This window comes from Rhizobium changzhiense (assembly GCF_013087625.1).
GTDB classification, from domain to species: Bacteria; Pseudomonadota; Alphaproteobacteria; order Rhizobiales; family Rhizobiaceae; genus Rhizobium; species Rhizobium sophorae.
Map to the genome: position 1 here is coordinate 1,487,610 of NZ_JABFCQ010000001.1, position 21,945 is coordinate 1,509,554.

Here is a 21,945-nt window from a genome sequence, read left to right on the forward strand (position 1 = left end):
ATTTGCAAATGAGCGCCGCCAATCGTAGAAGCGGTCAAATAAACCCCAGGAGATAAGAATGCGGCCTTCAGGCAGAAAAATCGACCAGATGCGCAAGGTCTCGTTCGAGCGCAATTTTTCCAAGCATGCGGAAGGCTCCTGCCTGGTGAAGTTCGGCGATACGCATGTGCTCTGCACGGCGAGCCTCGAAGAAAAGACGCCGCCATGGCTGCGCAATACCGGCAAGGGCTGGGTCACGGCCGAATACGGCATGCTGCCGCGGGCGACCGGCGAACGTATGAAGCGCGAAGCCGCCGCCGGCAAGCAGGGCGGCCGTACCCAGGAAATCCAGCGGCTGATCGGTCGGTCGTTGCGCGCCGTCGTCGACCTGCAGGCGCTCGGCGAACGGCAGATCACGCTCGATTGCGATGTCATCCAGGCCGATGGCGGCACGCGGACAGCGTCGATCACCGGCGGCTGGATCGCGCTTTACGACTGCCTGAAATGGATGGAAAGCCGCAACATGATCAAGGTCGATCGGGTCCTGAAGGATCATGTCGCCGCCATTTCGTGCGGTATCTTCGCCAGCCAGCCGGTGATCGATCTCGATTACCTCGAGGATTCCTCGGCCGAGACCGATGCGAACTTCGTCATGACGGGCACCGGCGGGATCGTCGAGATCCAGGGCACGGCCGAAGGCACGCCGTTCAGCGAGGGCGAATTCACCTCGCTGATGCAGCTTGCCAGAAACGGCATCGGCGAACTGGTGGCGCTGCAGAAGCAAGCCGTCGAAGGATGAACCCCATGCTGGAAGGCATGTTGGAAACGGCGCTCTATGCGCGGGATCTCGACCAGGCCGAGGCGTTTTACGAAGACGTTCTCGGACTTGAAAAGATCGCCCGCGCCGCCAACCGGCATGTCTTCTTCCGCTGTGGGCCCGGCGTCCTCCTGATCTTCAATCCCGAGGAAACGGTGAAGCCGCCGGCGCCGGACGCACTGCAGGTGCCGCCGCACGGCACGACCGGCCAGGGCCATGCCTGTTTCCGGGTGTCCGGCGGCAATATCGACGCCATGGCCGAACGGCTCACGGCGGCCGGCGTGGCGATCGAATCCGAAGTGCGCTGGCCGAACGGCGGCCGCTCGATCTATTTCCGCGATCCGGCCGGCAACAGCCTGGAATGCGCGGAGGCTAAAATCTGGGGCATCGAACAGGATATCTGAATGCGCAAGCTTGAAACCAAGACCATCGTCGTCGCCAGCCACAATGCCGGCAAGATCCGCGAGATCCAGGAACTGATCGGGCCGCTCGGCTTCACAGCCAAATCGGCTGCGGAGTTGAATTTCGTCGAACCCGACGAGACCGGCACGAGCTTCGAGGAGAATGCGACGATCAAGGCGGTCGCCTCGGCCAATGCCGCCGGCATGCCGGCGCTTTCGGACGATTCCGGACTGGTGGTCGATGCGCTTGGTGGCGATCCCGGCGTCTACACCGCCAACTGGGCGGAGAGGGCCGACGGCACGCGCGATTTCGACATGGCGATGGCCAAGGTGGAAAAGGCGCTGCAGGATGCCGGCGCGATAAAGCCGGAACAGCGCTCGGCCCGTTTCATCAGCGTGCTCTGTCTCGCCTGGCCGGACGGGCACACCGAGCTGTTCCGCGGCGAGGTGGAAGGCAGCGTCGTCTGGCCGCCGCGCGGCACCCAGGGCTTCGGCTACGACCCGGTCTTCCAGCCTGAGGGCTACGACATCACCTTCGGCGAAATGAGCGGCGAGGAAAAACACGGCTGGAACGTCGGCAAGCCGCAAGCGTTGTCGCACCGGGCCCGCGCCTTCAAACTCTTTGTCGAAACCTGCCTGGAGGCATAAGGTCTGTCCGTGGGCACATCAGACACGCCAAGCCTGCTGCGCGATGCAGCACTTTTGCCCGATACCGGTGAGCCGGGCTTCGGCGTCTATGTGCATTGGCCCTTCTGCGCGGCCAAGTGTCCCTATTGCGACTTCAACAGCCATGTGCGCCATCAGCCTGTGGATCAGGAGCGCTTTACGGCTGCCTTCCTGACGGAGATGGCTGCAGTCCGGGCGATCAGCGGGCCGAAGACGGTGACGAGCATATTCCTCGGCGGCGGCACGCCCTCGCTGATGAAGCCGGAAACGGTCTCGGCCATTCTCGACGGCATTGCACGGCACTGGCATGTGCCTGCCGGCATCGAGATCACCATGGAGGCCAACCCTTCGAGCGTCGAGGCCGAACGCTTCCGCGGCTACCGGGCGGCCGGCGTCAATCGCGTCTCGCTCGGCGTGCAGGCGCTGAACGACCGGGATCTGAAATTCCTCGGCCGGCTGCATGATGTCGCCGACGCGCTGAAGGCGATCCGGCTGGCGCGCGACATTTTTCCGCGCATGTCCTTCGACCTGATCTATGCCCGGCCGGAGCAGACGGTCGAGGAATGGGAAAAGGAACTGAAAGAGGCGATCTCCTATGCAGTCGACCATCTTTCGCTCTATCAGCTGACCATCGAGGAAGGCACGCCCTTCTACGGTCTGCACAAGGCCGGCAAGCTGATCGTGCCGGATGGCGAGCAATCGGCACTGCTCTACGAGGCGACGCAGGAGATCACCGCACGCGAGGGCATGCCGGCCTACGAGGTTTCCAATCATGCCCGGCCGGGTGCTGAAAGCCGGCATAACCTGACCTACTGGCGCTACGGCGATTATGCCGGCATCGGCCCGGGCGCCCACGGCCGGCTGACGCGTGGCCCTGAAAAGCTCGCGACGGCGACCGAGCGCAAGCCGGAAACCTGGCTCGACATGGTCGAGCGTGATGGGCACGGCATTCTCGACGAGGAGCGGCTCGGCTTCGAGGAACAGTCCGACGAGCTGCTGCTGATGGGGCTGCGGCTCAGGGAGGGTGTCGATCTTGCCCGCTGGCAGCAGCTTTCGGGCCGCGACCTCGACCCGAAACGCGAGGAATTCCTGCTCGAGCACAAATTCATCGAGCGGATCGGCAATTCGCGCCTGCGCTGCACACCATCCGGCATGCTGATCCTCGATTCCGTCGTCGCCGATCTCGCCTGCTAACGCGGCGGGTTGGATTTGCGGCACGGCGGCATCGGTATTGCCGCCGCACCTGAGGGCATGTCTCAGCCGTGGCTGGTCGCACCCGCCTTGAAGAGGCTGCCGGTCGGTGTCTTCAAAAACATCTCCAGCGGAATATGCTCCTGGTGCAGGAAGCCGGTTGCCGGCAGCAGGCCGTCGCGGACCATCTCGATGACGGCGACGACGGAGGCTGACGTCGTCCAGGCGATCGCCGTGCGGCGCGCCCCGGCAATCTCGATCGGGTAATAGGCGCGCACGAACTCCTTGCGGCGCGGGCTGCCATTCTCGGTGCCTTCGGCAGCGACATGGACATAGACGACGTCGTCTTCAACCGGCGGCTTGGCATTGGTCAGGATCTCGCCGGCGAGCTTGCGCTTGTCGCGCATCAAGAGCTCGTGGAAGAAGAAGTTCATCAGCTCCATATGGCCGGGATAACGCATGGTCTTGTAATCGAGATTGTCGATCTTGCCGAGCATGGTATCGCACATGGTGCCAAGTCCGCCCGACGTCGTGAAGGCTTCGAGCTTCACACCGCCGACATAGACGGTCTCGTGCCATTCCATCGGCGAGACGAGCTTGCGCACACCGCCCTCAATGACCTCGCAGTCGTTCAGATATTCGTTGACGACGCCCTCAGGCGACCAGTTGAAGGCATAGCCGAGTAGCCCGGTCGGATGCTGCGGCAAGGCGCCGACGCGCATGCGGATCGACCGGCAGCGATCGAAGCCGTCGGCCAGGCTTGCGCCGACGATGCCGACGAAACCCGGCGCCAGGCCGCATTGCGGCGCCATCAGGCCGCGGGCGGTCTTCGACAGCTCGATGATGAAATTGGTTGTGGGAACGTCTTCGGTCAGATCGAAATAATGGATGCCGGCAAGGTGGGCGGCGCGCGCCAATTCGATGTTCAAATGATAGGGCAGGCAGGAGAGCACCGCCTCGACACTCGAGAGCAATTCGCCGATCACTTGCGGGTCGGAGATATCGCCGGTGCGGCACTTGAAGGGGACGTCGCTCAGCGGCAATTGCGCGTCGACCCCAATGACCTCGAAGCCGCCTTCATGCAACAGCGTCGCCGCCAGCCGTCCGACCTTGCCCAGGCCGAGAACGGCGATCTTTTCAAAACTCATTCATTCCTCCCACGCGCCGTTTTGGCGCTTCAGTCTTTGACATGCACGTAATGCGCGGGAGGTATAGAATAAAAAACTTAGAAAGGAAAACGGCCGGAATCGCTTCCGGCCGTGGATTTTTCGGGAAAACTAGTCGATTATTCGTTGATCAGCCGCTTCAGAAGCTCGACTTCGTGCGAAAGCTTGGTGTCCCCCGAAATCAGCTCCTCGATCTTACGCACGGCATGCAGCACGGTCGTGTGATCGCGCCCGCCGAACCGGCGGCCGATCTCCGGGAAGGAGCGTGGCGTCAGCGTCTTCGACAGATACATGGCGATCTGGCGCGGCTTAACGATGACGCGGGTGCGGCGGTTCGACACCAGTTCCTGGCGCGAGACGTTGTAATGCCTTGCGACGATGCGCTGGATATCCTCGATGCGCACACGACGGGGCTCACCGGAGCCGACCAGATGGGCGAGCAGTTCGTCGACGCGTTCGATCGACAGGTTCGGCTCGAAGGAGCGGCGGAAGACCAGCTGGTTGAAGGCGCCTTCGAGTTCGCGGCCGCTGGCCGTGACGTTGCGGGCGACATGCTGGAGCAGTTCGGCCGGAATTTCGAGCGACGGATCTTCGAGCCGGGCGACCGCCAGGCGACGCTTGAGGATTTCTAGACGCATCTCGTAATCCGGCGCGTCGAATTCGATCGCCACACCGCCCTGCAGGCGCGAGCGAACGCGGGGGTCGAGCGACTCCAGCTCCCAGGGCGCACGGTCGGCGGCAACGACGACCTGCTTGGCGCTGTCGAGCAGCATGTTGAGGAGATGGCAGAATTCATGCTGGATCATCTTGCCCTGCAGGAACTGCATGTCGTCGATGATCAAGAGATCGATGTTGCGCAGCGAATCCTTCAGTGTCAGCGCATCATTGTCGCGGATCGCGGTGGCGAAACGCCACATGAAATATTCGGCCGTCAGATAGACGACGCGCAGAGCCCTGGGGTTCTGCACTGCTGCATTGGCGACCGCCTGCAGCAGGTGGGTCTTGCCGAGGCCGACGGACGAATGGATGAAGAGCGGGTTGAAGCGCACGGCGCCCTGACCAGCTTCCGCAATCGTCTTTGCAGCCGCAAGTGCGACCCGGTTCGAGCTGCCTTCGACGAAGGTGTCGAAGGTGAAGCGGCTATCGAGCGGCGAACCGAAGAGCGGCGAGCCAAAGCTTGCTGGCCTTGCGGCGGCAACAGCCGAAACCGCCTGCTGGACGGCCTGACCGGCCGGCTGCGCGCTTGTCGGGCGGCGCATCTGCGTGGGGGCGGCTGGTTCCGGCGCGACCGCCTCATCGAGCGCCTTCGTGCCGTGGCGCGTCGCCGTGCGCACCAGGACTTCGATTTTCAGAATTTCCGGATCCTCGGCCTGGAACAGACCGGTGATGAGATCGAGATAACGATTGTTGATCCATGACTTCAGGAAGGTCGTGGGAACCGAAAGGCGAACCACGCTCTTCGAGACCGAATGCAGCTTCAGCCTGGCAAACCAGCTGGCATAGACGTCAGGACCGACCTGGGCCTTCAAGCGCGCGCTGACGCGCTCAAACAATACGTTCTGCTTCATTTCCGCCTTTGCTTCGCCCACTTCGAGACGAATGGAGCCGAACGTCTGCGGTGCCGCATCCCCATTGTCGAGCCCGCCCGTCGTCATCGTATTCATGTGCATAATGCCGCCTTTCAATTCCACCGGGCGGCATCCGCTAAAACAGCCGCCCGATCATTCCCCGCTTTGGCAGGCTGACGGATCCTCATGAGCCGCTCGCCTGCCGGTTCACTCAAAACACTGGTCCCTCAATGGGACCGACGCAGAACTCCGTTGCAGGGGCCGCGGTCATGCGGCAACCTTCATCGGCTTTCCGTGTCAGGCCGGCGGTCGAACCTCGTTTTCGGCCGACCAGCCCGAACGCAATATTACTTTAACCTTCTCCGGTGGCCTCGCCTTAAACGTGCAGCCACTGAAGGCACAAAACATCCCCGCTCCGTAACAGCCACGTTACGGCCCAAATCCGTCGAGTGCTTGAAAAAACGAAAGCGCAAGGCTCCGTAACAAAAGGCACAAACTCATCGCCCTGCCGACGTGGCAGTTAAAACCGAGCCTCTGCAGGTGATGTCCGCGCCCTCTGTTGAAAGCCATTTAGGCAGGATCAAAAGGCAATATCAACGATGAATTTTACGCAAAATTAAGAAGCGGCCATTGACTCCGCCTGCCCTTTTCGGGCGTCACACCAGCGTCAAAAAAGAATCGCAGTTGAATCAAAGAGATTCCCCGTTCGGGCTATTTTGACACGCATTGAAAGAAAAAAAAATAAAATCCTCTTGACTCGCCTGTGGTCCCGGAAGCTTGGGGCAGAGTCGCGCAGTGCAAAAGCATCCTTGCGCAAGCCATTGTTTTTAAACACTTTTTCCTGTCATGGCGCTGACACGAAACAGTCGTGAGATTAACCATGCAGGGGCTGATCGGTTGAATCGAAAAAGCCCGGTAAAATTACCGGGCTAATCATAAAGAAGAAGTCCTTAACGGAAGATTACGCGGTCGTGGTGACCGAAAGAGCCTTCACACGAGCAGCCAGACGCGAGACCTTGCGCGATGCCGTGTTGGAATGCAGCACACCCTTGCTGGCGGCGCGGGCAAGCTCGGGCTGAGCAGCCAGGAAAGCTTCCTTTGCCTTGGCGGCGTCACCGGATGCGATGGCCTCTTCGACCTGGCGAACGAAAGTACGAACGCGCGAGCGACGAGCCTTATTGACGTCGGTACGGCGGGCGATCTTGCGGGTCGCTTTTTTCGCCGAAGTTGTATTGGCCATGGATGCCTCTCTCAAGAATTCGAACAAACTCCGCCATTACCGCGGGCCCTGCGGCCACAAAATCCAGCAATGCGGGAGCAATCGCGGAAAACCAAACCGGCTTTCCGAACCGTGGGCGGGCATATAACTCTAAAGCCGGCCCACGTCAACGCGGATTTTCAAGCTTTACCACCGGCAAGCGCCTAAAAGCATTCAACGGTGCGTAAAAGCAGGTTTGCGCTTCTCGACGAAGGCCGCCATGCCTTCTTTCTGGTCGTCCGTGGCAAAGAGACTGTGAAACAGCCGGCGCTCGAAACGCAATCCCTCCTCCATCGTCGTCTCGAATGCGCGGTTGACCGCCTCCTTGGCCATCATCACCGAGGGGCGCGACAGCGAAGCGATCTTTTCGGCTGCGGCAAAAGCCTCGTCGAGCAGACGTTCGGGCGCCACCACACGCGAAACGAGTCCCGATCGTTCAGCTTCCGCCGCATCCATCATTCGGCCGGTCAGGATGAGATCCATTGCCTTCGCCTTGCCGACGGCGCGCGTCAGCCGCTGCGAGCCGCCCATGCCGGGAATGACGCCGAGGGTGATTTCCGGCTGGCCGAACTTCGCCGTCTCCGAGGCGATGATGAAATCGCACATCATGGCGAGCTCGCAGCCGCCGCCGAGCGCAAAACCGCTGACGGCAGCGATCACCGGCTTGCGCGCCTTGGCGACCTCATCCCAGCCGCTGATGAAATCACTCTTATAGATATCGGCGAACTGGAGCGGCTGCATCTCCTTGATATCGGCGCCGGCAGCAAAGGCGCGCTCGGAACCGGTCAGCACGATCGCCCCGATCGTCTCGTCGGCGTGGAAGGCGGCATAGGCCTCTTTCAACTCCTTCAGGACGGTGGAATTCAGCGCATTCAGCGCCTGCGGGCGGTTCAGCGTGACGAGGCCGACATTGCCTCGGGTTTCGACGATCAGGGTTTCATAGGCCATGCTGTTCTCCCGGTTTCTCACTCTTAACTTCTGGCGGGCTTATTTCTGGCAGGTGGCGCAATAGAAGGTAGAGCGACCCGCCTGGACGATGCGGGCGACCGTACCGCCGCAGCCGGGCGTGCGGCAAGCCTGACTTTCGCGATCATAGACGGAGAAGGAATGCTGGAAATAGCCGAGCGATCCGTCGGTCTGGATATGGTCGCGCAGCGATGATCCGCCGGCGGCGATCGCGTCGGCGATGACGTCGCGGATCGAAGCAACGAGCAGGTCGAGCTGCGTCTTCGGCCGGCCACCTGCCGTCACCAGCGTGCCGGCGGCGCGGATCGGCGAAAGATGCGCGCGCCACAATGCTTCGCAGACATATATATTGCCGAGACCGGCAATGTTCTTCTGATCAAGCAGCGCGCTCTTCAGCGGCTGCGCCTTGTCCCGAAAGCGTTCGGCCAGACAGGCGGCGCTGAGCTCGTTTCCCGTCGGCTCGGGGCCGAGATCGCGGAAGAAGGGATGGGCGGCGAGATCGGCGCGTCCCACCATATCCATGAAGCCGAAACGGCGCGGATCGTTATAGACGACGCGGCGGGGGCCGCTGGCCGCTTGCAGATGGAAGACGACGTGATCGTGCTTCTCGTTCTTCGAGCGGGCATGGTGGAATTCGCCCGGCACGCCGGGCGCAGCCCCCTCCTCGATGCGAAACGAACCGGACATGCCGAGATGCGAAATCAGCGTGTTGCCGTCGTCGAGATCGACCAGCAGGTATTTGGCGCGGCGGCCAAGGCTGACGATGGTGCGGCCGGAAACCCTGTCCGCGAAAGCGTCGGGAAAGGGGAAGCGCAGATCGCCGCGGCGCAGCTCCAGCCTGGTGACGCGCGTGCCCTCCATCGCCGGCGTCAGGCCGCGTTTCACCGTTTCGACTTCTGGCAATTCCGGCATCTTAACCCATCTATCTCTAACGTGTTTCAACCGACGACGATGTGCGCTATAGCGCCAGTGTGCCGCGGAAAACGCGGCCCATAGATAACGTCGCGCGCGGTCTTTCGCTATGGCCGTCGCGCCCGAATCTTTAGGAACGGAGCAGTCTGATGTCAGAAAGCCGCACTTCCGCCGATGGCGGTATGGAGACCTCCTACGGCTTCCGCGAGGTGCCTGACGGCCAGAAGCAGGGCCTGGTCAACCAGGTGTTCCACAAGGTCGCCAAGCGCTACGACATCATGAACGACGTCATGTCGATGGGCATGCACCGAGCCTGGAAGGATGCGATGATCTCGGCGCTGAACCCGCGCAAGGAGCCTGGCTATAAGATACTCGACGTTGCCGGCGGCACGGGTGATATCGCCTTCCGCATCGTCGAGGCGTCGGGCAGACAGGCGCATGCCACGGTGCTCGACATCAACGGTTCGATGCTCGGCGTCGGCGCCGAGCGGGCGGAAAAGAAGAAGCTTTCCGGCAATCTCACCTTCGTCGAGGCGAATGCCGAGGAACTGCCTTTCGAGGCAGGCAGCTTTGACGCCTATACGATCGCCTTCGGCATTCGCAACGTGCCGAGGATCGATGCGGCGCTGTCTGAAGCCTATCGCGTCCTGAAGCGCGGCGGACGGTTGCTGGTGCTGGAATTTTCCGAAGTCGATATGCCGCTTCTCGACAAGATCTACGACGCCTGGTCGTTCAACGCCATTCCGCAGTTCGGCAAGGCGATCACCGGCGATGCCGAACCCTACCAATATCTGGTGGAATCGATCCGCAAGTTCCCGAACCAGGAGAATTTCGCGGCAATGATCCGCCAGGCCGGCTTTTCGCGCGTCACCTTCACCAATTATACCGGCGGCATCGCCGCACTCCATTCCGGCTGGAAGCTCTGACGCATGACGCCGAAAAGTGTAGAGCGGTTTTCGAATAGCGTCGCGCGAGAATCAAACAGAACATGAGTACTTTCGGCGCATATTTCCGCCTTTGGCGCGTCGGCTGGGTGCTCGTGCGTGAGGGTGTCGTGTCAGCCCTTCCTTCCGAAGGGCTGCCGCCTCCGGTCGCGCTCGCCAAATCCTTCGTCACGATTTTCGAGCGAAGCAAGGCGCGGCATCAAAAGCGCAGCGACCGGTTGGCCCAGGCTGTCGAGCGGCTCGGTCCCTCCTATGTGAAGATCGGGCAGTTCCTGGCGACGCGGCCGGATGTCGTCGGCGTCGAATTCGCCAATGACCTGTCGCAGCTTCAGGACCGGATGGCCTTCTTTCCCTCGGCAGCCGCCAAGGCCAATATCGAAGGCTCGCTCGGACGGCCGATCAGCGAGCTCTATGCGAGCTTCGGCGATCCGATCGCCGCCGCCTCGATCGCGCAGGTGCATCCGGCCGAGGTCGATAGCGCCGAAGGCCGGAAGAAGGTCGCCGTCAAGATCGTGCGGCCCGGCGTGCGCCAGCGCTTTGCCCATGACATCGAGGCAATGTATCTCGTTGCCCACATGCAGGAGCGTTTCCTGCCATCCAGCCGGCGGCTGCGGCCGGTCGAGGTGACGAAGACGCTGGAGCAGACGACGAAGGTGGAGATGGATCTTCGCCTGGAGGCGGCCGCTCTTTCCGAGATCGCCGAAAATACCGAAAAGGACCCGGGTTTCCGCGTGCCGAAGGTCGACTGGGAGCGCACCGGGCGCGACGTCATCACCATGGAGTGGATCGACGGCACGCGGATGTCCGATGTCGAGGGCCTGCGCGCTGCGGGCCACGATCTCAACCTGCTTGCCGATACGCTGATCCAGTCGTTCCTGCGCCACACGCTACGCGACGGCTTCTTCCATGCCGACATGCATCCGGGCAATCTCTTCGTCGATGCGGGCGGCATGATCGTCGCCGTCGACATGGGCATCGTCGGGCGGCTGGGCAAGAAGGAACGGCGGTTCCTCGCCGAAATCCTCTATGGCTTCATCACCCGTGACTATATCCGGGTTGCCGAGGTGCATTTCGAGGCCGGCTATGTGCCCGGCCACCACAATGTCGAGAGCTTCGCCCAGGCGATCCGGGCGATCGGCGAGCCGATCCATGGACAGCCGGCCGAGACGATCTCGATGGGCAAGCTGCTGACGCTGCTGTTCGAAGTGACCGAACTCTTCGACATGGCGACGCGGCCGGAGCTGGTGATGCTGCAGAAGACCATGGTCGTGGTCGAAGGCGTATCGCGCATGCTCAATCCGCGCTTCAACATGTGGAAGGCCTCCGAGCCTGTCGTCGGCGACTGGATCCGCACCAATCTCGGACCGAAGCGGATCGCCACCGATCTCAAGGACGGGCTGAAGGCGGCGGTAAAGCTCGCCGAAGCCGTGCCCGAAATCGCGGCGAAGACCGAAAAATTCCACCACCAGCTTCTGCACATGAGCGAGCACGGCTTACGTTTCGATGCTGAGACGGCGGAAGCGATCGGCAAGGCCGAAGCGCGGCACAACCGCTCGGCCAAGATTGCTTTGTGGGTCATCGCATTGACGCTTCTCTATATTGCCTGGATGCTGAGCTGACCGCCTGCCAAAAACATGCTGTGTTCGGTATTTGGGATATCCCATATGACGGAGGGCTCGCTTAGTCTCACTTTTCAGGAGATAGGCACATGAAGCACGGACGCCTTGGCATCGAACTTTCCGGACGACCGCTCGGTTTTGCCGAGATGGTAACGATTGGTGCGGGCAAGGCTGCGATTTCCGCTTCGGCGACAGGCATGGCCCGCATAGCGATCGCCCGCGAGATCGTCGAGGATGCCATTGCCTCCGGCATGCCGGTCTACGGCTCGACGACAGGCGTCGGCGCCATGAAGGATGTGGAGTGGTCGGCCGACGAACTCGACACCTTCAATCTCGGCCTGGTGCGCGCCCATCATTTCGGCACCGGCACCCCCTTTTCCTGCAATATCGTGCGCAATGCCATGGCGATCCGTATCAACACGGCGCTGACCGGCCAGGTCGGCTGCACGCCGGAGCTGATCCAAGCCTATATCAGGATGCTCGAAGCCGATCTCATCCCGGTCGTGCGCCGTACCGGCTCGATCGGCTGTGCGGATATCGGCCTGATGGGACAGATCGGCGCGGTGCTGACCGGCGTCGGCGAAGCGATCTATCGCGGCAACCGGATGCAGGCGGCTGAGGCTTTCCAGGCGGCGGGGCTGGAACCGATGCGTATGGCGCCGCGCGACAGCCTCGCCTCGCTCAGCATCAATGCGGTGAGCTTTGCCTCGGCAGCGGAAACGACGCGCAACGCCGCGGCCTCGATCCGCGTCCTGCTGGCGACGGCGATGATGGCGGCCGGCGCGCTTGGCGCTTCCCGCGATCCCTGGAAGGCGGTCCGGCATGTCGGAACGGCGCGTGAAGCGCTGATCGGCGCATGGCTCTGCAATGCCTCCGACGAATGGAACTGGCCTGTGGCAACGCATGTGCAGGACCCGCTCAGCCTGCGCATGATCGCCCAGGTGTTCGGCGCGGTGATCGAGAACCTCTTATCGACCGGCCACAAGATCCTTGCCGCCACCGGGCGCTCGGACGACAATCCCGTCGTGGTCGAAGGCCGGGTGATGACGTCGGGCGGCTCGCTGCCGCTCGATGTGACGATCCTGCTCGAATCGGCAGCACTCTGCATGGCGCATGCGGCGCGCAACGCCTTCAACCGCTGCGTCATTCTCGGCAATGGCCAGCGGCGCGACCTGCCGGTCAATCTCGTGCCGCCGGGGCGGATTGCCACGGGTTTCGGGCCGATCATCAAACTTGCCGGCGAGATCTTCTCGCGCGTGCTTTCGATGTCCAATCCTGTGTCGGCCCAGTCGCTGGTCGTCGCAGCCGGGCTCGAGGATGAGGCGGCCTTCCTGCCGCTCGTCATCGAACGCTTCGACCGGCAGATGCGGGCGCTGAAGCGCCTTGCAGCCCTCGAGGCGCTGCTGTCGGCCCAGGCGATCGATATTCTCGGCGATGAACCGAAGGGTGTCGCCGCCATGCTCTACGAGGTCGTGCGCAAACATGCGGATTTCTATACGGTCGACCGGCCGCTTTCGGCGGAAGTGGAGGCGATCGAGGAGGAACTTGGTTCGGACGAATTCGTTACGAAGCTGACCGAGCAGGTTCCAATCGCCTCCTTCGACGATTTCTTCGCCCTCGGCTCGCTGGAGCGCATCGAGGAACGGCTGACCCATCACGAGCCGGCAGCAGTCTGATTTCCAGTTACGGAGGAAGCAGCATGGACTTCGATCTCGTTCTGCAGGGCACAGTGGTGCTGCCGGACCGCATTGTCGAAGAGGGCTATGTCGCCGTGCGCGACGGCAAAATCGCCGAGGTCGGCCTCGGTGTGCCGCCTGCGGGCCGCGAACGGCATCTGCTCGGAAAAGCGCTGATCCTGCCCGGGGCGATCGACGCCCAAGTGCATTCGCTTTCCCAGAAAGACCAGGAAGATTTCATCTGGTCGACGCGCTCGGCGGCGGCCGGCGGCGTGACAACAATCGTCGACATGCCCTATGACGAAGGCAATCTCGTCTGCTCGGCAGCGGCGGTGAAGCGGAAGATCGACCATGCCGGCCCGCAGGCGCGCGTCGACTTCGCGCTTTACGGCACCGTCGATCCGGAAGAAGGACCGGCGCGAATCCGCGAAATGGTGGAGGCAGGCGTTGCGGCCTTCAAGTTCTCGACCTTCGGCACCGACCCCAAGCGCTTTCCGCGCATTCCGCCGGCCCTGCTCGACGCCTGCTTTGCGGCAATCGCGCCGACGGGACTGACGGCCGGCGTGCACAATGAAGACGACGAGGCGGTGCGCACTTACATGGAACAGGTGAAGGCGAGCGGCATCACCGACTGGCGGGCGCACGGCCTGTCGCGGCCGCCGATCACCGAATTGCTGGCGATGCATACGATCTTCGAGACCGGCGCCAATACCGGCTGCCCGGCCCATGTGGTGCACTGCTCGCTCGGGCGCGGCTACGATATCGCGCGCGCCTATCGCCGCGATGGCTTTGCGGCGACGGTCGAATGCTGCATCCACTACCTGACGCTCGACGAGGAAAACGACGTGAAGCGGCTCGGCGGCAAGGCGAAGATCAATCCGCCGGTGCGGCCGCGCGCCGAGGTGGAGAGGCTCTGGCGGAAAGTGGCCGAGGGCGATGTCTGGCTGGTTTCGACCGACCACGTCAGCTGGTCGGAAAACCGCAAGACCAATCCCGACATGCTTGCCAACGCCTCCGGTGTTCCCGGCCTCGAGGTAATGGTGCCGCTTTTCGTCAAAGGTGCCATCGAACGCGGCATTCCGCTGACATGGGCCGCCATGCTGATGGCGGAGAACCCGGCGAAGCATTTCCGGCTCGACCATATCAAGGGTGCGCTGACGCCCGGCAAAGATGCCGATATCGTCGTGCTGGAGCCGCGCGACAGCGTCTATGACGCCGCAGCGAGCGGCAACAATGTCGTCGGCTGGAGCCCCTATAACGGCATCCGCCTGCCCTGGACCGTCTCGGCCACCTATCTGCGCGGCGAAAAGATCGCCGAGGGCGGAAAAGTGCTGGCCGAGCCCGGCACCGGGCGCTTCGTGCGGCCGCTGCCGCGCCAGCTTATTGCGGGAGCCGTCACATGAGCCGCAATCTTCCCGTCAATGCCGACCGGATCGCCGAAGACATCGAGGCGCTGGCCGGGATGACCGAGCCGGGGCATCCCTGGACGCGGCGGGCGTTCTCGCCGCTCTTCCTCAAAGGGCGGGCCTATATCGAAGCGCGGATGAAGGCGGCGGGGCTGGAAACGCGGATCGATGCCGCCGGCAATCTGGTCGGCCGGCAGACAGGCCGGAAACCGTGGCTCGGCACGATCATGGTCGGTTCGCATTCCGACACGGTGCCGGACGGTGGCCGCTTCGACGGCATCGCCGGGGTGATCTCGGCGCTGGAGGTGGCGCGAGCGCTTGGTGATCAGAGTATCGAGCTCGATCACGATCTCGAAATCGTTGATTTCCTCGCCGAGGAAGTCAGCATCTTCGGCGTCTCCTGCATCGGCAGCCGCGGCATGACCGGCCAATTGCCGGAGGCTTGGCTTTCGCGCGTCAGCGACGGGCGCGACCTCGCCGAGGGCATCGCTCAGGTCGGTGGCAGACCTGATGTGCTGATGCAGCAGAACAGACCCGATATAGCAGGCTTTCTCGAGCTTCATATCGAACAAGGTCCGGTGCTCGAAGCCGAAAAGCAGGATATCGGCGTCGTCACCGCGATCTCAGGCATCACCCGAATCGAGATCACCGTCGAAGGGCGGGCCGACCATGCCGGCACGACGCCGATGGACCGGCGGGCGGATGCGCTGGTGGCGGCGTCACAGCTGGTGCTCGACATTCGCAATGCCGCCGCCGAGCTTGCCAAAACGCCGGGGCATTTTGCAGCGACGGTCGGCGAATTCCGCATCGAGCCGAATGCCGCCAATGTCGTGCCGTCGAAGGTGGTGCTGCTGATCGATGGCCGTGCCGAAATCCGCGCCGACATGGAGGCTTTCTGCCGCTGGCTCGACGGCCATGTCGAAAAGCTGGCGGGCGCCTACAGCGTGACGATCAAGGCGCCGAACCGGATTTCCGACAATCTGCCGACGCCTGGCGATGCCGGGCTGCTGTCAACGTTGGAGGCTGCCTGCGAGCGGGTCGGCGCGAAGCACAGGCGCATGGCCTCCGGCGCGGGGCACGATACCGCCTGGATCGCCAAAGTGGCGCCGGCGGCGATGATCTTCGTGCCTTGCCGGGAAGGCCGCAGCCATTCGGCCGACGAATGGGCTGACAATGACGATATCGCGCTCGGCGCTGCCGTGCTTTTCGAAGCGGTGCGCGAGATGGACAAAAGCCTGAATCAGGAGAAGGCGAATGGGACGCATACTCGTTGAGAAGGACGTGGAAGCTGCCGTCAAGGGCGGCTCCGTCTACGCCGCCGGCGGCGGCGGCTGGGCCGATCACGGGCGGATGCTTGGGCTTGCCGCCGTCAATGTCGGCAAGCCGGAGCTGGTCTCGATCGACGAGTTGAAGGACGAGGCGTGGATCGCGACTGCGGCCGCGATCGGCGCGCCGGCCTCCACGACCCCCTGGGAAATGCAGGGCATCGACTATGTGAAATCAGTGCAATTGCTGCAGGAGGCGCTGGGCGAAAGGCTGTCCGGGCTGATCATCGGCCAGAACGGCAAATCCTCGACGCTGAACGGCTGGCTGCCGTCGGCAATCCTCGGCACCAAGGTGGTCGACGCCGTCGGCGACATCCGCGCGCATCCGACGGGCGACATGGGCTCGATCGGCATGGCCGGTTCGCCCGAGCAGATGATCCAGACCGCCGTCGGCGGCAATCGTTCCGAAAACCGTTATATCGAACTGGTGGTGAAGGGGGCGACGGCGAAGATCTCGCCGGTGCTGCGGGCTGCGGCCGACCAATCCGGCGGCTTCATCGCCAGCTGCCGCAATCCGCTCCGGGCCTCCTATGTCCGCACCCATGCGGCGCTCGGTGGCATCTCGATGGCGCTTGCGCTCGGCGAAGCGATCATCGCGGCGGAGAAGCGCGGCGGATCTGCCGTCATCGACGCGATCTGCAAGACGACGGGTGGGCATATCCTTGCCGAAGGCATTATCACCCGCAAGGACGTCGTCTACACCAAGGAGGCCTTCGACATCGGTACGATCACCGTCGGCTCGGGCGAAAAGTCGGTGACGCTGCATGTGATGAACGAATATATGGCGGTGGACGACGCGGGTTGCGGGCGGCTAGCGACCTTCCCCGCCGTCATCACCACGCTTTCACCGGAGGGCGAGCCGCTTAGCGTCGGCCAGCTCAAGGAGGGCATGCATGTCTTCATCCTGCATGTGCCGATGGATATCATTCCGCTGTCGGCAAGCGTGCTCGATCCGACCGTCTATCCCGTCGTCGAAAAGGCGATGGGGATCGAGATCGCACGCTATGCACTGGCGACGAAGGCCTGAGCCATGGCGCGTGATTCCGGCCTGGAAGAACTGATGCGTGAGGAACTCGGCGAGCGGCCGGGCCTCGCCGAAAAATCCATGTTCGGCGGCTGGGCCTTCATGCTGAACGGCAATCTTCTCTGCTGCGCGCGCCATGACGGCATGTTGATCCGCCTCGGCAAGGGCAATGACGGCTGGGCGCTGGCGCTGCCGGGCGTGATCCAGATGCTGTCGGGCGAGCGGGTGATGCATGGCTGGGTGCGCGGCAATGCCGAGGTTTACGGCGACGATGCTCTGAGACGGCGTCTGCTCGATGCGGCGCTCGCCTATGTGGGATCGCTGCCGAGCAAATAGCAAAACGAGGAACCCACGATGCCGAAGGCCAATCCACGTCATCCGAAATTTCCGATTCCCGGCGGGCCGGAACTGCGCGCCAAGGGCTGGCGGCAGGAGGCGCTGCTGCGGCTGCTCGAAAACGTGCTCTCTGTCGGCGAGGATCCCGACAATCTGATCGTCTATGCCGCTCTCGGCAAGGCGGCCCGCAACTGGGCGGCGCACAGGGGCATCGTCAAGGCGCTGACGGAGATGGAAGAGGACCAGACGCTGCTCATCCAGTCCGGCAAGCCGATCGGGCTCGTTCGAACGCATGCCAAGGCGCCGCTGGTCATCATGGCGAACTGCAATATCGTCGGGCAATGGGCAAAGGCCGAAGTGTTCTACGAGCTGCAGCGCAAGGGACTGATCTGCTGGGGCGGGCTGACGGCCGGCGCCTGGCAATATATCGGCAGCCAGGGCGTCATCCAGGGTACCTACGAGATCTTCATGCGCATTGCCGAGCGGCGCTTCGGCGGCGATCTCCTCGGCCGGTTTGTGCTGACGGCAGGCCTCGGCGGCATGGGTGGGGCGCAGCCGCTCGCCGGCCGTATGGCGGGGGCTGCGATCCTCTGCATCGACATCGATCCGGAGCGCGCTCGCAAGCGCCAGCAGATCGGTTATCTCCAGGAAATCGCCCCCGATCTCGACACCGCGCTTCGGATGATCGATGCGGCTGTGAAGGAGAAGCGGGCGCTGTCCGTCGGGCTCGTCGGCAATGCGGCGGAAGTCTATCCCGAGATCGCCCGGCGCGGCATCGTGCCCGACATCGTCACCGACCAGACCTCGGCGCATGACCTCGTCTACGGTTACGTGCCGAAGGGCATGAGCCTCGACCAGGTCAAGGGCCTGCGTGACGACGGCCAGGGGCAATTGATGGCGGCAAGCCGCGCCTCGATCGTAGACCATGTGACGGCGATGCTGGAATTCCAGAAGCGCGGCTCGGAAGTCTTCGACAACGGCAACCTGATCCGCACACAGGCGAAAGAGGGCGGCGTCGCCAATGCCTTCGACATTCCGATCTTCACCGAAGCCTATCTCAGGCCGCTGTTTGCGCGGGCGATCGGCCCATTCCGCTGGATGGCTCTGTCAGGCGAGGAGAGCGATATTGCCCGGATTGACGACCTGTTGCTCGAAATGTTTCCCGACAACAAGATCATCACCAACTGGATCCGGCTGGCACGAGAGCACGTGCCCTTCGAAGGGCTGCCGGCGCGCATCGCCTGGCTCGGCCATGGCGAACGCACGGCACTCGCCCGGCGCGTCAATGCGCTGGTTGCGAGCGGCGAACTCAAAGGCCCGGTCGCCTTCTCGCGCGACCATCTCGATGCCGGCGCCATGGCGCATCCGAATATCATGACCGAGCGGATGAAGGACGGCTCGGATGCGATCGCCGACTGGCCGCTGATTGATGCGATGATGCTCTGCTCGTCGATGGCCGATCTCGTCGTCGTCCATTCCGGCGGCGGCGGCTATGCCGGCTACATGACAAGCTGCGGCGTCACCGTCATCGCCGACGGCACGGACGGCGCCGACGAACGGCTCGACCATGCGCTGACCAATGATACCGCACTCGGCGTCATGCGTTACGCCGACGCAGGTTACGAGGAGGCGCTGGACGAGGTGGCGAAGAAGGACGTGCCCTATATCCGGCTTGGTTGATCAAAAATTGCTATGTATCATTTCACAACTCGTCGGGAGCCATGACATGGAAACAGCAAAGATCTTCTGGTCGGGGGATTCACAAGCCGTCCGACTTCCAAAGCAATTCCGCTTCGATGGCGATAGCGTCACCATTCGCCGGCAGGGGCGTGCGATCATTCTCGAGCCGATTTCCGATGATTGGGACTGGCTTGCCGATGTGACCGGTCCGGTCGATCCCGACTTTGCAACAGCGGCGGAAGAGCAGCCTGCTGCGCAGGAGCGATCCTAACTCGGCTTCTTCAAATGAAACATATGCTCTATGCGAATGCCGTCATTCCAAATGATGAAGGGCAACGATCGTCTCGTCGCAAAACTGGGCAAACACCCGCAAATCTTCGACGGATCGGCTGGAGCCGAGCAGCGCGTCAGGCGATCAGATTGGAGACTTCGATGAGGTTGCCGTCGGGGTCTCTGAAATAGACCGAGCGCAGACGTCCGGTCGCACCGGTGCGCTCGACGGGACCCTCTTCGATCGCAACGCCCGCGGCCTGTAGATCAGCGATGACGTCGGCAAGCGGTGTCTCGGCGATGAAGCAGAGGTCGCCGGAGCCGGATGTGGGATGTCTCGCCTTGGGATCGTATTCATGACCGGCCTGGTGCAGGTTGATCTTCTGGCCGCCGAATTTCAGCGCCTTGCGGCCCTCTGCAAAGGTTTCGACCGACATGCCGAGGATGCGAGAATAGAAATCGCAGGTGATGGCGATATCGGCGACAGTCAGCACGAGATGGTCGAGACGGTCTATGCGGATCATGCTTTTCTCCTCGCGAGGTGCTGTGCAACACAGGCGGAAGCGAAGGCCAATGCCAGCATGGCAAGCGTGAAGATAACGACGGCGGCCCAGCCTTCAACCGCGTAGAACCAGCCACCCGCCGAACCCATGAGGCTGGAGCCGACATAATAGGCGAGCATATAGAGCGACGAAGCGTGGCCTTTGGTGCCGTGCGCCAGCTTGCCGACAAGTCCGCTGGCGATCGAATGGCTCATGAAGAAGCCGGTTGTGAGTACGATGATACCAAGGATGATGACCGGGAGCGAGGCTGCGAGCGTCAGCGCGCTGCCGGCGGCGGTGAGCGCCAGACCGAAGAGAAGCACGGAAAAATGCCCGATCCGGTCTCCGAGCAGGCCGCCGATCGAAGAGGCGCCGATGCCGAAGAGATAGACGGTGAAGATCAGCCCGAGTTCGGTCTGATTGAGGTCGTAAGGCGGCGCCACAAGGCGGAAACCGGCATAATTGTAGATAGTCACGAAGGAGCCCATCGCCAGGAAGGCGATGGCGAAGATGAAGGGCAGCGCCGGATTGCTCAGATGGCCGAGCCAGGCTTTTGCATGAAAGCGCGGATCGAAGCCCGGCCGGCGGGCGAAATTGCGTGACGGCGGCAAGAGGGCGATGAAGCCGATCGCGGCGGCAAGGCCGATGGCGCCGATGAGAAAAAGCGCCGGGCGCCAAGTGAGATATTCGGCGAAGATGCCGGTCAGCACGCGGCCGGACATGCCGCCGAAGGCCGTGCCGCCGACATAGAGGCCCATGGTGGCGCCAAGGCCGCGCGGGTCGATTTCCTCGGCGAGATAGGCCATGGCGACAGCAGGCACGCCGCCGAGAACGAAGCCCTGCAGGGCGCGGATGACGAGCAGAAGGTGCCAGTTCGGGGCAAAAGCCGTGGCGATGGTCAGCAATGCCGCGCCGACCAGCGATATCGACATCAGGCTGCGGCGGCCAAGGCCTTCCGAGACGGCGGCGGCACAGACGATCGCGACCGCGAGGAAACCGGTGGAGAGCGAGAGGGACAGCGAGCTTTCGGCCGGACTGACGGAGAATTGCTGCGAGAAGATCGGCAGCAGCGGCTGCACGCAATAGAGCAGCGAGAAGGTGGAGAAGCCGGACAGGAAGAGCGCCAGGCTGGCGCGGCGATAGGCGCCGGTGCCACGGATCAGGTAGTGTTTTTGCCCTGGGATCGCGGTTGTCTCGGCGGTCTTCGCGGCATGCGCTGACGTCGGCATGTGTTCATCCTTCCGACCTCCGATCTAGTCAACGCCGCTCCATTTGTCCAATATATGACACTGGCGATTTCGATATGTTTTGGAGATGGCGATGGAGTTGCGGCACCTGAGATATTTCCTGGCAGTGGCGGAAGAAGGCAATTTCACCCGTGCCGCCGGCAAGCTCGGCATCGGGCAGCCGCCGCTCAGCCAGCAGATCCGCGACCTGGAAAGGGAAGTGGGCGCGGCGCTGTTTCATCGCGTCCCGCACGGGGCCGAATTGACGGCGGCGGGCGTGGCCTTCCTCGGTGAGGCGAAGGCATCGCTGGCAGCGGCGGAAAAGGCGAAGCTTGCGGCGCAAAGCGCCAATCGCGGCGAGACCGGCCGGCTGTCGCTCGGCTTCACCGCATCCTCCGCCTTCAACCCCGTGGTCAGCACGACGATTCGCCGCTTTCGTGCGCGCTGGCCGGAGGTGCAGCTGTCGCTGACGGAAATGAATACGCTGGCGCTGATGCAGAAGCTGGAACGCGGCGAGCTCGACGCCAGCTTCATGCGCCCCAGCCTGGACGATCCCGCCGGTATCCGGCTGCGGCGGCTGCCGGATGAGCCGATGGTGATTGCCCTGCCCGCCAGCCATCCCTTGGCACGGCACAGCAAGCTGCCGCTTGCGACGCTGGCGGACGAACCCTTCATCCTCTTTCCGCGGCTCGTGGGCTTGAGCCTCTACGACGATGTCGTGCTTGCCTGCCGCAAGGCAGGATTCGAGCTGACCGTGGCACAGGAGGCGCCGCAGATTTCCTCGGTCGTCAATCTGGTGGCGGCCGATCTCGGCGTCTCGATCGTGCCGGCCTCGATTTCGCAGATCAAGCTCGAAGGTGTGGCCTACCGGCCGATCGAGGGGCCGCCGGCCGTGGCGCGCCTGGCGCTGGCAATCCTGAAAACACATCGCTCGCCGGTCACCGAGAACCTGATGAGCCTCTTGAATTCATGA

At 62.9% G+C, this 21,945-nt stretch carries 21 protein-coding genes; 14 read left to right on the top strand and 7 right to left on the bottom strand.

Going from position 1 to position 21,945, the window contains the following annotated elements:
* Positions 1-58: 58 nt before the first annotated feature.
* Genes rph through hemW form a run of 4 tightly spaced genes read left to right on the top strand, consistent with a single transcriptional unit; the run spans position 59 to position 3,057 of the window.
* Positions 59-778, top strand: a complete 720-nt coding sequence (rph, locus tag G9X68_RS07425) for a ribonuclease PH (RefSeq protein WP_011650181.1) — start codon at positions 59-61, stop codon at positions 776-778.
* The gene (locus G9X68_RS07430) at positions 775-1,200 is read left to right on the top strand and encodes a VOC family protein (protein ID WP_171601839.1); all 426 of its coding nucleotides are present in this window, start codon (positions 775-777) and stop codon (positions 1,198-1,200) included. The genes rph and G9X68_RS07430 overlap by 4 nt, the downstream gene beginning before the upstream one ends.
* Complete coding sequence (rdgB, locus tag G9X68_RS07435) at positions 1,201-1,845, top strand: RdgB/HAM1 family non-canonical purine NTP pyrophosphatase (RefSeq protein ID WP_171601840.1); 645 nt, start codon at positions 1,201-1,203, stop codon at positions 1,843-1,845.
* Between the two features lie 9 nt (positions 1,846-1,854).
* On the top strand, positions 1,855-3,057 hold the full coding sequence (hemW, locus tag G9X68_RS07440; RefSeq protein WP_171601841.1) for a radical SAM family heme chaperone HemW: 1,203 nt from the start codon (positions 1,855-1,857) through the stop codon (positions 3,055-3,057).
* Positions 3,058-3,119: 62 nt separating this feature from the next.
* On the opposite strand, the gene G9X68_RS07445 is transcribed toward hemW, so the two are convergent.
* From G9X68_RS07445 to mutM, 5 genes are all read right to left on the bottom strand, one after another.
* On the bottom strand, positions 3,120-4,202 hold the full coding sequence (locus G9X68_RS07445; protein ID WP_171601842.1) for a saccharopine dehydrogenase family protein: 1,083 nt from the start codon (positions 4,200-4,202) through the stop codon (positions 3,120-3,122).
* Positions 4,203-4,339: 137 nt separating this feature from the next.
* On the bottom strand, positions 4,340-5,890 hold the full coding sequence (gene dnaA / locus G9X68_RS07450; protein ID WP_171601843.1) for a chromosomal replication initiator protein DnaA: 1,551 nt from the start codon (positions 5,888-5,890) through the stop codon (positions 4,340-4,342).
* Positions 5,891-6,749: 859 nt separating this feature from the next.
* Positions 6,750-7,028 (bottom strand): 30S ribosomal protein S20, encoded by a 279-nt coding sequence (gene rpsT / locus G9X68_RS07455; RefSeq protein WP_003544819.1) that lies wholly within the window; start codon positions 7,026-7,028, stop codon positions 6,750-6,752.
* A gap of 192 nt (positions 7,029-7,220) precedes the next feature.
* Positions 7,221-7,994, bottom strand: a complete 774-nt coding sequence (locus G9X68_RS07460) for an enoyl-CoA hydratase (RefSeq protein ID WP_171601844.1) — start codon at positions 7,992-7,994, stop codon at positions 7,221-7,223.
* Positions 7,995-8,033: 39 nt separating this feature from the next.
* Entirely contained in the window at positions 8,034-8,924 is an 891-nt protein-coding gene (mutM, locus tag G9X68_RS07465) for a bifunctional DNA-formamidopyrimidine glycosylase/DNA-(apurinic or apyrimidinic site) lyase (RefSeq protein WP_171601845.1), read from the bottom strand.
* A 149-nt stretch (positions 8,925-9,073) separates the two neighbouring features.
* Between mutM and ubiE the strand changes: the two genes are divergently transcribed.
* From ubiE to G9X68_RS07510, 9 genes are all read left to right on the top strand, one after another.
* On the top strand, positions 9,074-9,850 hold the full coding sequence (gene ubiE / locus G9X68_RS07470) for a bifunctional demethylmenaquinone methyltransferase/2-methoxy-6-polyprenyl-1,4-benzoquinol methylase UbiE (RefSeq protein WP_138332276.1): 777 nt from the start codon (positions 9,074-9,076) through the stop codon (positions 9,848-9,850).
* 62 nt (positions 9,851-9,912) lie between these two features.
* Positions 9,913-11,487, top strand: a complete 1,575-nt coding sequence (gene ubiB / locus G9X68_RS07475) for a 2-polyprenylphenol 6-hydroxylase (RefSeq protein ID WP_171601846.1) — start codon at positions 9,913-9,915, stop codon at positions 11,485-11,487.
* Between the two features lie 89 nt (positions 11,488-11,576).
* On the top strand, positions 11,577-13,163 hold the full coding sequence (locus G9X68_RS07480) for an aromatic amino acid lyase (RefSeq protein WP_171601847.1): 1,587 nt from the start codon (positions 11,577-11,579) through the stop codon (positions 13,161-13,163).
* Between the two features lie 23 nt (positions 13,164-13,186).
* Complete coding sequence (locus G9X68_RS07485) at positions 13,187-14,566, top strand: dihydroorotase (protein WP_171601848.1); 1,380 nt, start codon at positions 13,187-13,189, stop codon at positions 14,564-14,566.
* Positions 14,563-15,843: a Zn-dependent hydrolase gene (locus G9X68_RS07490; RefSeq protein ID WP_171601849.1), complete on the top strand. Its 1,281-nt coding sequence runs from the start codon at positions 14,563-14,565 to the stop codon at positions 15,841-15,843. The genes G9X68_RS07485 and G9X68_RS07490 overlap by 4 nt, the downstream gene beginning before the upstream one ends.
* Entirely contained in the window at positions 15,824-16,921 is a 1,098-nt protein-coding gene (locus tag G9X68_RS07495; RefSeq protein WP_171601850.1) for a thiohydantoin desulfurase, read from the top strand. The genes G9X68_RS07490 and G9X68_RS07495 overlap by 20 nt, the downstream gene beginning before the upstream one ends.
* Positions 16,922-16,924: 3 nt before the next feature.
* Entirely contained in the window at positions 16,925-17,254 is a 330-nt protein-coding gene (locus G9X68_RS07500; RefSeq protein ID WP_171601851.1) for a TfoX/Sxy family protein, read from the top strand.
* A gap of 18 nt (positions 17,255-17,272) precedes the next feature.
* On the top strand, positions 17,273-18,934 hold the full coding sequence (locus tag G9X68_RS07505; protein WP_171601852.1) for a thiourocanate hydratase: 1,662 nt from the start codon (positions 17,273-17,275) through the stop codon (positions 18,932-18,934).
* 46 nt (positions 18,935-18,980) lie between these two features.
* Positions 18,981-19,205, top strand: coding sequence for an antitoxin (locus G9X68_RS07510; RefSeq protein WP_171601853.1), 225 nt, complete (start codon positions 18,981-18,983; stop codon positions 19,203-19,205).
* Positions 19,206-19,341: 136 nt separating this feature from the next.
* On the opposite strand, the gene G9X68_RS07515 is transcribed toward G9X68_RS07510, so the two are convergent.
* Both G9X68_RS07515 and G9X68_RS07520 read right to left on the bottom strand, forming a co-directional pair.
* Positions 19,342-19,728, bottom strand: coding sequence for a VOC family protein (locus G9X68_RS07515; RefSeq protein ID WP_171601854.1), 387 nt, complete (start codon positions 19,726-19,728; stop codon positions 19,342-19,344).
* Entirely contained in the window at positions 19,725-20,975 is a 1,251-nt protein-coding gene (locus G9X68_RS07520) for an MFS transporter (protein WP_171601855.1), read from the bottom strand. The genes G9X68_RS07515 and G9X68_RS07520 overlap by 4 nt, the downstream gene beginning before the upstream one ends.
* Positions 20,976-21,066: 91 nt before the next feature.
* On the opposite strand from G9X68_RS07520, the gene G9X68_RS07525 reads away from it, so the two are divergent.
* Positions 21,067-21,945 carry a LysR family transcriptional regulator gene (locus G9X68_RS07525; protein WP_171601856.1) on the top strand — a complete coding sequence of 293 codons (879 nt, stop codon included), beginning with the start codon at positions 21,067-21,069 and terminating at the stop codon, positions 21,943-21,945.

Bases quoted from the DNA above. Each gene is read 5' to 3' on its own strand.
- G9X68_RS07430 (WP_171601839.1), top strand. From the start codon at position 775: ATGAACCCCATGCTGGAAGGCATGTTGGAAACGGCGCTCTATGCGCGG.
- G9X68_RS07520 (WP_171601855.1), bottom strand. From the start codon at position 20,975: ATGCCGACGTCAGCGCATGCCGCGAAGACCGCCGAGACAACCGCGATC.
- G9X68_RS07525 (WP_171601856.1), top strand. From the start codon at position 21,067: ATGGAGTTGCGGCACCTGAGATATTTCCTGGCAGTGGCGGAAGAAGGC.
- G9X68_RS07480 (WP_171601847.1), top strand. From the start codon at position 11,577: ATGAAGCACGGACGCCTTGGCATCGAACTTTCCGGACGACCGCTCGGT.
- G9X68_RS07485 (WP_171601848.1), top strand. From the start codon at position 13,187: ATGGACTTCGATCTCGTTCTGCAGGGCACAGTGGTGCTGCCGGACCGC.
- G9X68_RS07445 (WP_171601842.1), bottom strand. From the start codon at position 4,202: ATGAGTTTTGAAAAGATCGCCGTTCTCGGCCTGGGCAAGGTCGGACGG.
- mutM (WP_171601845.1), bottom strand. From the start codon at position 8,924: ATGCCGGAATTGCCAGAAGTCGAAACGGTGAAACGCGGCCTGACGCCG.
- ubiE (WP_138332276.1), top strand. From the start codon at position 9,074: ATGTCAGAAAGCCGCACTTCCGCCGATGGCGGTATGGAGACCTCCTAC.
- rpsT (WP_003544819.1), bottom strand. From the start codon at position 7,028: ATGGCCAATACAACTTCGGCGAAAAAAGCGACCCGCAAGATCGCCCGC.
- rph (WP_011650181.1), top strand. From the start codon at position 59: ATGCGGCCTTCAGGCAGAAAAATCGACCAGATGCGCAAGGTCTCGTTC.
- G9X68_RS07515 (WP_171601854.1), bottom strand. From the start codon at position 19,728: ATGATCCGCATAGACCGTCTCGACCATCTCGTGCTGACTGTCGCCGAT.
- ubiB (WP_171601846.1), top strand. From the start codon at position 9,913: ATGAGTACTTTCGGCGCATATTTCCGCCTTTGGCGCGTCGGCTGGGTG.
- rdgB (WP_171601840.1), top strand. From the start codon at position 1,201: ATGCGCAAGCTTGAAACCAAGACCATCGTCGTCGCCAGCCACAATGCC.
- G9X68_RS07505 (WP_171601852.1), top strand. From the start codon at position 17,273: ATGCCGAAGGCCAATCCACGTCATCCGAAATTTCCGATTCCCGGCGGG.
- dnaA (WP_171601843.1), bottom strand. From the start codon at position 5,890: ATGCACATGAATACGATGACGACGGGCGGGCTCGACAATGGGGATGCG.
- G9X68_RS07500 (WP_171601851.1), top strand. From the start codon at position 16,925: ATGGCGCGTGATTCCGGCCTGGAAGAACTGATGCGTGAGGAACTCGGC.
- G9X68_RS07510 (WP_171601853.1), top strand. From the start codon at position 18,981: ATGGAAACAGCAAAGATCTTCTGGTCGGGGGATTCACAAGCCGTCCGA.
- G9X68_RS07490 (WP_171601849.1), top strand. From the start codon at position 14,563: ATGAGCCGCAATCTTCCCGTCAATGCCGACCGGATCGCCGAAGACATC.
- G9X68_RS07460 (WP_171601844.1), bottom strand. From the start codon at position 7,994: ATGGCCTATGAAACCCTGATCGTCGAAACCCGAGGCAATGTCGGCCTC.
- G9X68_RS07495 (WP_171601850.1), top strand. From the start codon at position 15,824: ATGGGACGCATACTCGTTGAGAAGGACGTGGAAGCTGCCGTCAAGGGC.